Here is an 11,499-nt window from a genome sequence, read left to right as displayed (position 1 = left end):
GCGGTATATCCTTACCATCTAATGGGCGTGAACGGGAATGATGTCATACTGCTCTCTGGAGTAAACATCTTCCACTCTCAATTCTATTCGACGTCCAAGAAACTCCTCCAGATCAGCGACGTTAGCAGAATTTTCATCCAGCAGCCGATCTATCACTACCGGCGCGGCCAGCACCAAAAACCGGTCACACTCAAACGCCCTGGCTTCTCGCAAAATTTCTCTCAGTATTTCATGACAGACCGTTTCTGCGGATTTCATGCTGCCCTTGCCATCACAGGCGGGACATGGCTCGCACAGCATTTGAACCAGACTTTCACTGGTACGTTTGCGTGTCATTTCCACTAGGCCCAGGTCAGAAACACCTGTAATCACCGTTTTGGCGCGATCCCTTTCCAGGGATTTCTCCAATATTCGATGCACCTGACGCTGGTGTTCAACATCCCGCATATCAATAAAATCGATAATAATAATGCCGCCAAGGTTGCGCAGTCTGAGCTGCCTTGAAATGGCGGTCGCCGCCTCAAGGTTGGTCTTGAAAATAGTTTCCTCAAGATTCCGGTGACCGACAAAGGTACCTGTATTGACGTCAATCGTGGTCATTGATTCGGTTTGCTCTATCACCAGATCACCGCCAGACTTCAGATGCACCCGCTTATCCAGCGCCCGACTGATTTCATCTTCAACCCCATAGAGATAGAACAGTGGCCGGTCATCCGTATAACGTTCAATTTTCGATGACATTTCCGGATTGAACTGTTCGGCAAAAACCTTCATTTCATGGAAAAACTCTCCGGAATCCACCCGGATCTTTTCAACCGATTCCATTTGCACATCACGCAGCGTTCGAAGATGCAGCGGTAAATCTTCATAGAGTTTCGCAGGAGCATCGGCCACCTTGAATTTCTCTTCAAGGTGGCGCCATAGCTGTTTCAGGAACTTTTTATCGGCATGTATCTCTTCGTCACTGATACCTTCGGCAGCCGTGCGCACGATATAACCTTCACCATCGGTCACATCTTCTTCCAGCAGTGATCTAAGACGTTCCCGTTCAGCATCTTCGCCAATGCGTTGAGAAATGCCAACTTTTGAAACCTGTGGCATAAAAACCAGATATCGCGAGGAAAGCGAAAGCTGTGTTGTCAGTCGCGCCCCCTTGCTGCCAATCGGGTCTTTGGCTACCTGCACATTCACAAGCTGGCCTTCACGCAACAAACGGCGGACATCAAGTTCACCCGCTCGAGCAAGCTCCTGTCGCTGCTGGTCGGAGAGATGGATGTCGTCAATATGGATAAAACCGGCACGCTCGAGACCGATATCCACAAACGCCGCCTGCATGCCTGGCAACACTCTCACTACTTTGCCCCGGTAGATATTGCCGACAAAACCGCGGTGATAGGTGCGTTCGAGAGAGACTTCCTGCAGCACACCGTTTTCTATATGCGCAACACGCGTCTCCATCGGCGTCATGTTAATCAGAATTTCAGAATTCATACCCACCACTTATCTTGACTATTCACCACTGTTGCCACCAGGGGATGCCAAAACGTCTCATCAATTGCGTTGTTTCAGCCACAGGCAAACCGACAACACCGGAATAACTGCCTTCAATTTTATCCACAAACACCGCACCGGCACCCTGTATAGCATAAGCACCGGCTTTGTCAGCAGGTTCCCCGGTTTGCCAATAACGCTCCATTTCGTCTCTATCCAGATGCCGAAAGGTCACCAGCGTTTCCGAAACCAGGCTCTCTATCCGTTCATCCTGACAAATGGCCACCCCGGAGAGAACCCTGTGAGTAGTGCCCGATAAAAACTGCAATGTCTGTAGAGCTTGCTGTTGATTTTCCGGCTTGCCAAAAATTTTCTGCGCCAAAACCACCGCCGTGTCCGCAGCCATCACCGGTAAGGATTGATTGCTCGCCCGCCAGCCAGCCGAAGCCTTTGTTTCTGCCATACGCGTCACATATTCCACAGGACTTTCTCCCGCAAAAACAGTTTCATCCGTGAACACAGGCTGCACAATAAAGCGGGCACCAATCTGCTTCAGCAGGTCTCGTCGCCTGGGCGATGCGGAAGATAAAATAAAATCGGCAGATAGCGTCATTAGTCTGTGCTGTTTAAGTGGCTGGCCGTGCAATTATACAACTGACAACAAATGCTGCGCCCAAGTGGCAGGCTACTCTTCACTCACAACCCTGCGCATCGGCAGCTGCACCAACGGCCACAAACAGGCCGTCAGCAAAGCAGGCAAAAACACCGAACGCCCCGAAGCAGTGACATCGAGAACCCACATATCAATTGCGCCTGTCACCAAAGAATTCACTACCGCCAAAACAAATACCAGCGCTAGCTGATGCAGCACAGTTGCGTAATGAAAGCGCTTTTGCACAGCTTTCAGCAGATAAACACTCAGACAAATACCCAGTGCATAGCGGCCCATCACACCACCCAGCACAATATCCAGCAACAGCCCGGCAAAAAACCCCAACACCACGCCATATTCTGATGGCCGACACAAAACCCAGAAAACCACGACCAGCAACAACCATTGTGGCTGCCAGCTATAATCAAATACCGACCAGGGATAAATTTCCATCAGCAACCCCAGCACTAACGAACAAAGCACCCAGAAGTTGACAGGAATACGCGTCTGACTCAACGATTAATCCCCAAGCCGGTCCACTTCAGAAAAAATCAACAACAGATGTCTGCTGCGATCAAGGCGGGCGGCAGGAACGACAGCCACCTCTAGATAGGTATCTTCCTGCGACTTTTTCACGGCTGAAACTCTTCCCACCGGGTAGTTAGGCGGGTATCGCCCACCAAGGCCGGAACTGATCAACTCATCCCCCACCCGCACATCTGTAGTGGGCGTCACAAAGCGCAGCCGCAGACGCCCATAGTCGCCCGTTCCTTCGGCGATGCTGCGAACCCCATTGCGAAGCAACTGAACCGGCAGGGCGTGATGTTCATCCGTAATCAACAAGACACGGCTGTGATCCGAATAAACCTCCACCACCTGCCCCATCAAACCATCGGCATCGAGCACTGGCTGACCGGGATAAACCTGATCATTGCTCCCCCGATTGATAAGAATAGTCTGTTGTGCTGGGTCAGAAGAAACCCCGATCAATTCGGTCACCAGAACGCTGTCGGACAGAAGCTCCGTAGCATTCAGCAGGTTGCGCAGCCGAACATTTTCAGTTGCCAGTGCTGCCATACGTTGCACCCGACCCTGCTGCACCAGCAGCTCAGTGCGTAACCGCTCATTCTCGGCCTCAAGCTGGGCTCTGCTGACTACCGTCTGACTGCCCCACTCCGCAAGGCGATCGGGGATATTGGTAATCCAGTAAAAGGGTTTTGAAAACTCTGCCAGTTGTCCGCGGACAGGCTGTAGCCAGCCGGTATAGTGACTCACAAAAATCAGACAAATTGCCACGAGCGACAGCACCAGCACCCGGCCGGTATTGGAACTGCTCTTACGAAAGATATTTTTAATGTCGCCGCCCCGAATAGACTCACTTTACTGCGCGCAGTGTATCGTCTACCGGAATCATTTTGTAGCCGCTATTCGGCAGTCACACCTTCGGCCAATTGCTGGAATGATCGATCTTAATCAGAGAGCACATCAATCCGTCGTTTATCCAGCATTTCCAACGCCTTACCGCCGCCGCGAGCCACACAGGTTAAAGGCTCATCCGAAACAATTACCGGCAACCCCGTCTCATGGGTCAGCAACCGATCCAGATCGCGCAATAGTGCGCCGCCACCCGTGAGAATAATACCGGTTTCCGCAATATCGGAAGCCAGCTCGGGAGGTGATTGTTCCAACACTTTTTTAACCGCCTGAACAATACCGGCCAGCGGCTCTTGCAAGGATTCGAGCACTTCATCGCTGTTCAGTGTGAAGCTCTTGGGAACACCCTCGGCGAGGTTGCGACCACGCACATCAATTTCCATCACTTCGTTGCCAGGATAGGCACTGCCGATTTCCATTTTGATGCGCTCGGCCGTTGTATCACCAATAATGCTGCCGTATTTGCGACGAACATAGTTACTGATTGCCTCATCGAAGCGGTCGCCACCAATACGTACTGAGTCAGAGAACACCACGCCATTGAGAGACAGGATAGCAATCTCGGTAGTACCCCCACCAATATCCACCACCATTGAACCACAGGCTTCATCCACTGGCAGCCCGGCGCCAATAGCAGCAGCCATAGGCTCTTCAATCAGAAATACTTCACGCGCACCGGCACTCATCGCGGACTCACGAATCGCTCGTTTTTCCACTTCCGTAGCCAAACAAGGCACGCAAATCAGCACTCGGGGGCTAGGTGGTATCAAACGGCTGGAATGCACTTTTTTAATGAAGTGCTGTAACATCTTTTCCGTCACCTGAAAATCGGCTATCACCCCGTCTTTCAACGGCCTGATAGCAGTGATATTACCAGGCGTCCGACCCAACATCCGCTTCGCCTCAACGCCCACCGCCTCAACAATTTTTTGACCGTGATGAGAGCGAATAGCCACTACCGAAGGCTCATTGAGAACAATCCCCTTATCCCTGACATAAATCAGAGTGTTCGCGGTTCCCAAATCGATGGAAACATCGTTTGAAAAAAGACCGCGCAATCGCTTTAACATGAAAATTATTTCCTTCTTGATGGCACCCCGGCTGCTTTGTCAGATGACAAGGGGGAACCTGACCCACTAAACTGGCGACTCTATCAACCAAAGTGCCCCAGAGCAAGGTATTATAGGGCTTCATGAGAACCAGAACCCGCTTTATTACAGCCTCAAGTATCAGAACACATGACCGGATGCCCCCGCGCCAGTACCTTCACTGCCGTAATTATGATACCTTAGCGGCCCGGCTCCGAATCAGGCGAAATCAGTTTTATCACAGATACGGACACCCCGAAAACCAGGCACGAAATTCAAAAAATGACCATCGAACGCGCAGACATTGAAAAACTGGCAGAACTGGCCCGTATCGGCATCACTGAAGAGAATATCGCCGAAACCACTCGCAGCCTCGGAGAGGTGCTCGCACTTGTCGATCAGCTACAGGCTGCCGACACTTCCGGAGTAGACCCCATGGCGCATCCACTCGATGCGGTACAGCGCCTGCGACCAGACCGGATCACCGAACCAGACTGCCGGGAAGCAATGCAGGCCATTGCACCGGCAACCGAAGACGGTCTGTTCCTGGTTCCCAGAGTGATCGACTAGAGGCTTCCGGTTAAGGGCAATTAAGTACACGGAATAGATGAATCAATACTCGCACCGAACGGCAGCATTGATTTGCGCCATTCACAAACAGCTTATTTCAAGAACGGAATTTCATCTCGCATGCACCACAAAACATTAGCCCAACTGGCAGCAGGCCTGGAATCCGGCGAATTTTCCAGTGTTGAGCTCACCCGGCATTATCTGGATCGCATCGCCAGATTCGATAAAACCTTCAACAGTTATATCTCGGTCACCGCCGACTCCGCTTTAGCCAGGGCAGCAGAAGCCGATCAACAACGTGCATCCGGAAGAGCAACTTCACTCTGCGGTATACCCATTGCCCACAAAGATATTTTTTGCACTCAGGGCATTCGCACCAGCTGCGGCTCCAGAATGCTCGACAACTTCGTGCCCCCCTACAACGCCACCGTTGTTGAGAACTTTAACTCCGCCGGCACAGTGACCCTGGGCAAAACCAACATGGACGAGTTCGCCATGGGCTCATCCAACGAAACCAGCTTTTACGGCCCGGTGAAAAATCCCTGGAACACCCAGACCGTTCCCGGCGGTTCATCCGGTGGCTCGGCGGCAGCGGTTGCAGCTCGGCTGGCACCAGCGGCTACCGCCACGGATACTGGCGGCTCCATTCGCCAACCTGCCGCATTGTGTGGCGTTACCGGCCTGAAACCCACTTATGGACGCGTTTCCCGCTGGGGCATGATTGCCTTTGCCTCCAGTCTCGATCAGGGCGGCCCCATCACTCGGACCGCCGAAGACGCGGCACTGATGATGAACGTGATGGCCAGCTTCGACCCCAAAGACTCTACATCGCTGGACCGCGAAGTACCGGATTACACCCGTACACTCAGCGACAGCATCTGCGGTCTGAAAATAGGGGTACCCAAAGAATACTTCGGCGAAGGTCTTAACCCTGGCACCGCTCAAGCTGTTGAAAACGCCCTGAAAGAGCTGGAAAAGCTCGGCGCAAACCTGGTTGACATCAGCCTGCCCAACACCCATCTGGCCGTACCTGCCTATTATGTGATTGCACCCGCTGAAGCCTCGGCCAATCTCTCCCGGTTTGATGGCGTGCGTTACGGCTACCGCTGTGAAGACCCGAAAGACCTGCGCGATATGTACATGCGTACCCGCGCTGAAGGCTTTGGCGATGAAGTCAAACGTCGCATCTTGGTGGGCAGCTACTGCCTCTCGGCGGGCTATTACGATGCCTACTACCGCAAAGCCCAGCAGGTGCGTCGTCTGATCAAACAGGATTTTATCAGCGCCTTTGAGCAAGTCGACGTCATCATGGGGCCAACCTCCCCATCACCCGCTTTTGAATTTGGCGCCAAAGGGAATGACCCGGTTGCCATGTACCTGGAGGACATCTACACCATCGCCACCAACCTGGCAGGGCTGCCCGGCATGTCAGTCCCCTGTGGCTTTGTCGACAACAAACCCGTTGGCCTGCAAATTATTGGCAATTACTTTGATGAAGCTCGCATGCTGAATATTGCACACCAATACCAGACATCCACCGACTGGCATCAACGAGCCCCGGCCAGCATTAACGGGGAGGCTATCTGATGGAATGGGAAACCGTTATCGGTCTGGAAGTACACGTTCAGCTTGCCACTCAAAGCAAAATATTCTCCGGGGCCAGCACCGCTTTTGGAGCAGAGCCCAACACCCAGGCCTGCGCTATTGATCTGGCCATGCCGGGCACATTGCCAGTTGCCAACGAACAGGCGTTTCACTACGCCATTATGTTTGGCCTGGCCGTAGACGCTGAAATTGCCAGCACCTCGGTATTTGAACGCAAAAACTATTTTTACCCCGACTTGCCCAAAGGTTATCAAACCACACAACTGGAAAAGCCCATTGTCGGCCCTGGCCGTGTTGAAATAGAGCTGGCAAACGGCAGCAAAAAATCTATTCGCATTCATCATGCGCACCTGGAAGAAGATGCAGGGAAATCCCTGCACGAAGCCTCTTTTGAAAGACATGGTCACGGCATGAGCGGCATTGATCTCAACCGCGCCGGTACACCGCTGATTGAAATTGTCTCCGAGCCTGACATGCGCAACGCCGAAGAAGCGGTAGCTTTTGCCAGGAAGCTGCACAGCATTGTCACCTCTCTGGGCATCTGCGACGGCAACATGTCGCAAGGTTCGATGCGGTTTGATGTCAACATTTCTGTGCGCCCCAAAGGCCAGGAAGAATATGGCACCCGCACCGAGACCAAAAACCTCAACTCCTTCAAGTTCATGGAAGACGCCATTGCACTGGAAGTGGAACGTCAGATCGATCTGATCGAAGACGGCGGCAAAATCGTGCAGGAAACCCGCTTGTACAACGGCGACACCCGTACCGCTCGCGCCATGCGCAGCAAAGAAGAAGCTAACGATTACCGCTACTTCCCCTGCCCCGACCTGCTACCCGTCGTTATTGATGACGATACCATTGAAACCCTGCGAGCCAACTTGCCGGAATTACCGGACGCCCGCCATGACCGTTTTATGGAGCAGTACGGGCTTTCCAGTTACGATGCCAATATTCTCAGCGCAGATGCACCAGTAGCACACTACTTCGAACAAACTGTTGCCGCCAGCAACAACGCAAAACTTTCAGCCAACTGGATTATGGGAGAACTATCGGCTCAGCTAAACGCCCAGGAGCTACCCATTACCCAAAGCCCTGTCAGCGCCGACCACCTTGCACAAATGATTCAGCGTATCGACGACAACACCATCAGTGGAAAAATGGCCAAACAGGTGTTTGAAGGCATGTGGAACGGCGAAGGTAACGCCGACTCCATTATTGAAGCCAAAGGGCTCAAACAAGTTTCTGACACTGGCGCACTGGAGCAAATGGTTATGGAGGTAATAGCCAACAACCCCGCTATGGTCGAAGACTACCTAAGCGCTGAAGAAAACAAACGCAAGAAAAAACTCGGCGGTTTTATGGGGCAAATTATGAAAGCCTCAAAAGGTCAGGCCAACCCGCAACAGGTGAACCAAATACTCCTGCAAAAGCTAAACGACTTACTCTAAAAAATAGAGCCCAAAATTTAATGGGTTACGTCATTACAAGCCGACAGCTCTGACGAAAACCCGATAGAAATAGGAAAAACAATCATGTCACTAAAAAAAGACAAACAGAAAGTCCTTGGCGAAGTTTTTGACGAAGCACGCATAAAAACCTTCCTGAACTTTGAAGCGCCAACAGGTGTAAACCACGACTTTCACCTGCTGGAAAAAGCCTATCGCGGCATGAAAGCTGAAAACTTCGACACTTTCCTGACATTCTTTCTCGAAGCGGGCCTCAACATCAACGCCACTAACCCGGCAGGACAAACACTGCTAAAAATTACCGAAGCACACCGACACGGCGAAGATTACGCCACCGCCCTAAAAAAACATGGCGCAGAATAAATAGCCTTAAATTACAGGCTATCGCTACAAATTGCTCAACGGGCTACGGACTCCCTTAGCCCCCTGCTTTAACACATGGGTGTAGATTTCAGTGGTTTTCACATCACTATGCCCAAGCTGCTCCTGCACCGTGCGAATATCAGCACCTGATTGCAAAAGATGAGTCGCAAAAGAGTGGCGCAGAGTGTGACTGGTAACTTGCTTATTTATATTTGCAGCTCTTGCTGCTTGAGCAATGCGCTTATTCAGAGCACTTTCATCAAAATGATGCCTTCTCCACAACTTTGACTGTGGGTCAATGGACAGCCGCGAAGCCGGAAACAAATAATGCCAGCCTAACTGACGAGGTGCATTTCTATACTTTCGCGCCAACGCATCTGGCAACCAAACACCCGAATAATCCGGGTTCTGACTATCTTCAGCTAAAAAAACCTTGACTCGCTGAACCTGCCAACGAATTGATTCGTGCAGCTCAGGCGCAAGAGTAACCAAACGATGTTTACCGCCCTTGCCGTACCAAACCTGCAACTGAGACATATCAAAATCAACATCCTTAACCCTCAATCGCACAAGTTCTATACGACGCAAGCCAGACCCATACATCAAAGAAACCATCAGCTTTACCGAGCCTGACAACTGCCCCAGTAAACCCGACACCTCACGCTGGGTTAACACAACGGGTAACTTTTGTTGCCTGCTCGCCCTAGAAAAGGCAGACAAATCACCCACATCCTGATTCAAGAATTTTGTTTTCAAAAAAACAACCGCATTTAACGCGATTGCCTGCGTTCCCGCCGACACATTTCGCTCAACCGCAAGATAAGTAAGAAACTGCTCGATATGGCCGTCCCCCAAATCTTTTGGGTGTTGCTTGTGATGATAAAGTATGAAACATTTAATCCAGTAAAGGTAACTGGAAATTGTGCGCTTGCTGTAACGGCGAACCCGCATAAATGATTCAACGGATTGAAGAAAGGGAGATTGTCGCATGGTGTTAGCCTCATCCTTGAAACCATGGGTAAACAGAATAGTCGGATTACCTGACAAGTCAATTGTTATCAGGCCGACGGCCTTTTTATTATTCCCCAGCAAAACCCAAAATTATTTTTCCAGCATTTTCAATGAATTAAAGGCAAACCAAAAACCTCTGCAGGAATTAAAAGGCCGCCTTCTAATAATTATTATGAGGCTGAAGGCCTCATTAACATACTGTTATGAGCTATAGAGGGATCTATGATCGCTGAACATATAACAATCTACTTGGGTATTATCCTTTGCTTGTTTTCAAGCAGCTATCTGATCTATAGCGGCCAACGCTGGGCAGGGACTGTATTGCTTTTCGGCTTTTTATTTAATGCTCAAGGTGTACTGTATATGCAGTTTATCGGCCATCCTGAAGGCACTGGTTCATGCTGGGCTACTGTCCAAGATTATTACAGTTGCTTGCCACTAACAGCGAAGATATCAATGCATCTAGGGCAGGTAAGCATGCTGTTTATAGCAACAGGTATTTTCTTATTTGCAAAATCTAAAATAGGTGTGGTACGTGACTCATAACAAGGCCGTTAAACACCGTTCCGCGCCAATGGCGCTCCACTGGACTCGCCACTGCGTGGCTCGCCGTTTACGGCGGCGTTACGTTTTCAAAGAGTCGAGCGATGACTGAGATAACTGATAAATATTGGGATCGGCTTCATTTAGAGCTAGACCATGAAACAGATAGGTCTATCGTTATAGTTGCTGGAGCGCTATTAGACGAGGCATTAAAAGAAACAATTAAAGCTGCCATTATTCCAGCGGCAAAAAAGGATTGGTGTGTATTTTCAGGAAGCAACAGCCCGATATCTTCTTTCTCAGCAAGAATTGATCTTTGTTACCAGTTAGGACTTATCTCCAACGTCATGCAAAGAGACCTTCATATCATTCGAAAGCTAAGAAATGATTTCGCTCATAATCCTTTCGAGCTTTCATTTGACGGTGCTTCTGTTAAAAATCGCGTTGATGAACTGGATAAAGTTGCTAACTACCGCGAGAGAAATCAAGAAGCCAGAACAAACTGTGGCCCTCCGGGAACAAAACACGATTTTATTTTTGCCATTAGTTGGCGGCTATACAACCTAACGGAATCACTCAAAGAAATTGTACCCCCCAAGAAACGTATACCCGAGTTTGGTTATATAGATCTTGAGGCGCTAAAGAAAGAGTTTGAAAAGCAGGGTTTTAAGATTGATGAAACGTAACAAGTACAGCCAGCAGGACAAAAATTCCGCTGCGCTGCATTTTTGCCTCTGCTGTAGGCGTTAGCCGTAAAGGAAATATCTGTGAGCAGAGAAATTCTAACTGTCTTTTTATCATGCTTATTGGCGGGTCAAGCACATGCTGATTGGGCTATTGTGGGCATAGCATTTCATTGCGACAAGGCTTCGAATGTATTTAAAGTGATTCCTACAATGAGTACTAGCCTCGAAGAGCACGATGTGAAGGCTCCGGAAGGCTTTATTGAAATAGAGTCAGGCAAAGATCAATTGTTCTCTTGTGATCTTGAGGGGGGAGATATAAGCATGAAAGTCGATGTTTACGGCCCTCAGCCAAGAGGAATGGGACAAGGCGCGGGAGTTATTCTCATTGATGAATTGTTTGTAAATGGTAGAAATATTCTTGAATACAGCACAAATTTTAACTGGCAAGTTATGAGTGAAAGAGTTTTAACTGAAATTACAATTGAAAAGAGCCACAATAAATACACATCAACGTTGTGTGAGTCTGACGGTTGGGATTGGTATTCTCAATACCCTAACAAAACATGCAAAGTAGTAGCGGAGTAAATGGC

Annotated in this window: 13 protein-coding genes; 7 read left to right on the top strand and 6 right to left on the bottom strand. The window is 49.9% G+C overall.

From position 1 onward, the window contains the following. Window positions 1–18 precede the first annotated feature (18 nt). The 5 genes from rng to H7A02_14010 form a co-directional block, all read right to left on the bottom strand. The gene (gene rng, locus H7A02_14030) at window positions 19–1,491 is read right to left on the bottom strand and encodes a ribonuclease G (GenBank protein MCP5173375.1); all 1,473 of its coding nucleotides are present in this window, start codon (window positions 1,489–1,491) and stop codon (window positions 19–21) included. Window positions 1,492–1,513: 22 nt separating this feature from the next. Further along, the gene (gene maf, locus H7A02_14025) at window positions 1,514–2,104 is read right to left on the bottom strand and encodes a septum formation inhibitor Maf (GenBank protein ID MCP5173374.1); all 591 of its coding nucleotides are present in this window, start codon (window positions 2,102–2,104) and stop codon (window positions 1,514–1,516) included. A 72-nt stretch (window positions 2,105–2,176) separates the two neighbouring features. Then, window positions 2,177–2,659, bottom strand: a complete 483-nt coding sequence (gene mreD, locus H7A02_14020; protein MCP5173373.1) for a rod shape-determining protein MreD — start codon at window positions 2,657–2,659, stop codon at window positions 2,177–2,179. Between the two features lie 3 nt (window positions 2,660–2,662). Then, the gene (mreC, locus tag H7A02_14015; GenBank protein ID MCP5173372.1) at window positions 2,663–3,490 is read right to left on the bottom strand and encodes a rod shape-determining protein MreC; all 828 of its coding nucleotides are present in this window, start codon (window positions 3,488–3,490) and stop codon (window positions 2,663–2,665) included. 122 nt (window positions 3,491–3,612) lie between these two features. Further along, window positions 3,613–4,647 carry a rod shape-determining protein gene (locus tag H7A02_14010; GenBank protein MCP5173371.1) on the bottom strand — a complete coding sequence of 345 codons (1,035 nt, stop codon included), beginning with the start codon at window positions 4,645–4,647 and terminating at the stop codon, window positions 3,613–3,615. Between the two features lie 300 nt (window positions 4,648–4,947). On the opposite strand from H7A02_14010, the gene gatC reads away from it, so the two are divergent. The 4 genes from gatC to H7A02_13990 all read left to right on the top strand — a co-directional run bounded on the left by gatC (window position 4,948) and on the right by H7A02_13990 (window position 8,669). Next, window positions 4,948–5,235: an Asp-tRNA(Asn)/Glu-tRNA(Gln) amidotransferase subunit GatC gene (gene gatC, locus H7A02_14005; GenBank protein MCP5173370.1), complete on the top strand. Its 288-nt coding sequence runs from the start codon at window positions 4,948–4,950 to the stop codon at window positions 5,233–5,235. A 120-nt stretch (window positions 5,236–5,355) separates the two neighbouring features. Continuing rightward, entirely contained in the window at window positions 5,356–6,822 is a 1,467-nt protein-coding gene (gene gatA, locus H7A02_14000) for an Asp-tRNA(Asn)/Glu-tRNA(Gln) amidotransferase subunit GatA (protein ID MCP5173369.1), read from the top strand. After that, window positions 6,822–8,288: an Asp-tRNA(Asn)/Glu-tRNA(Gln) amidotransferase subunit GatB gene (gene gatB / locus H7A02_13995; protein ID MCP5173368.1), complete on the top strand. Its 1,467-nt coding sequence runs from the start codon at window positions 6,822–6,824 to the stop codon at window positions 8,286–8,288. Before gatA ends, gatB begins: the two co-directional genes overlap by 1 nt. A gap of 84 nt (window positions 8,289–8,372) precedes the next feature. Beyond that, window positions 8,373–8,669: a PA4642 family protein gene (locus H7A02_13990; GenBank protein ID MCP5173367.1), complete on the top strand. Its 297-nt coding sequence runs from the start codon at window positions 8,373–8,375 to the stop codon at window positions 8,667–8,669. A gap of 24 nt (window positions 8,670–8,693) precedes the next feature. On the opposite strand, the gene H7A02_13985 is transcribed toward H7A02_13990, so the two are convergent. Continuing rightward, window positions 8,694–9,659: an integron integrase gene (locus tag H7A02_13985; GenBank protein MCP5173366.1), complete on the bottom strand. Its 966-nt coding sequence runs from the start codon at window positions 9,657–9,659 to the stop codon at window positions 8,694–8,696. 243 nt (window positions 9,660–9,902) lie between these two features. Between H7A02_13985 and H7A02_13980 the strand changes: the two genes are divergently transcribed. The 3 genes from H7A02_13980 (at window position 9,903) to H7A02_13970 (ending at window position 11,494) form a co-directional block, all read left to right on the top strand. Continuing rightward, on the top strand, window positions 9,903–10,226 hold the full coding sequence (locus H7A02_13980; protein ID MCP5173365.1) for a hypothetical protein: 324 nt from the start codon (window positions 9,903–9,905) through the stop codon (window positions 10,224–10,226). A 101-nt stretch (window positions 10,227–10,327) separates the two neighbouring features. After that, on the top strand, window positions 10,328–10,909 hold the full coding sequence (locus H7A02_13975) for a hypothetical protein (GenBank protein ID MCP5173364.1): 582 nt from the start codon (window positions 10,328–10,330) through the stop codon (window positions 10,907–10,909). Window positions 10,910–10,990: 81 nt separating this feature from the next. Beyond that, window positions 10,991–11,494: a hypothetical protein gene (locus H7A02_13970; GenBank protein ID MCP5173363.1), complete on the top strand. Its 504-nt coding sequence runs from the start codon at window positions 10,991–10,993 to the stop codon at window positions 11,492–11,494. The last annotated feature ends 5 nt before the right edge of the window (window positions 11,495–11,499 follow it).

It is taken from the genome of Pseudomonadales bacterium (assembly GCA_024234435.1).
Classification (GTDB): Bacteria; Pseudomonadota; Gammaproteobacteria; order Pseudomonadales; family Porticoccaceae; genus JACKOF01.
The sequence above is the reverse complement of the archived record's forward strand: the minus strand, read 5'-3'. Positions and strand labels throughout refer to the sequence as shown.

Excerpts from the sequence above, each read along its gene's own strand:
- gatA (MCP5173369.1), top strand. The coding sequence starts at position 5,356 with ATGCACCACAAAACATTAGCCCAACTGGCAGCAGGCCTGGAATCCGGC.
- maf (MCP5173374.1), bottom strand. The coding sequence starts at position 2,104 with ATGACGCTATCTGCCGATTTTATTTTATCTTCCGCATCGCCCAGGCGA.
- H7A02_13990 (MCP5173367.1), top strand. The coding sequence starts at position 8,373 with ATGTCACTAAAAAAAGACAAACAGAAAGTCCTTGGCGAAGTTTTTGAC.
- rng (MCP5173375.1), bottom strand. The coding sequence starts at position 1,491 with ATGAATTCTGAAATTCTGATTAACATGACGCCGATGGAGACGCGTGTT.
- H7A02_13985 (MCP5173366.1), bottom strand. The coding sequence starts at position 9,659 with ATGCGACAATCTCCCTTTCTTCAATCCGTTGAATCATTTATGCGGGTT.
- gatB (MCP5173368.1), top strand. The coding sequence starts at position 6,822 with ATGGAATGGGAAACCGTTATCGGTCTGGAAGTACACGTTCAGCTTGCC.
- H7A02_13980 (MCP5173365.1), top strand. The coding sequence starts at position 9,903 with ATGATCGCTGAACATATAACAATCTACTTGGGTATTATCCTTTGCTTG.
- gatC (MCP5173370.1), top strand. The coding sequence starts at position 4,948 with ATGACCATCGAACGCGCAGACATTGAAAAACTGGCAGAACTGGCCCGT.
- H7A02_13975 (MCP5173364.1), top strand. The coding sequence starts at position 10,328 with ATGACTGAGATAACTGATAAATATTGGGATCGGCTTCATTTAGAGCTA.
- H7A02_14010 (MCP5173371.1), bottom strand. The coding sequence starts at position 4,647 with ATGTTAAAGCGATTGCGCGGTCTTTTTTCAAACGATGTTTCCATCGAT.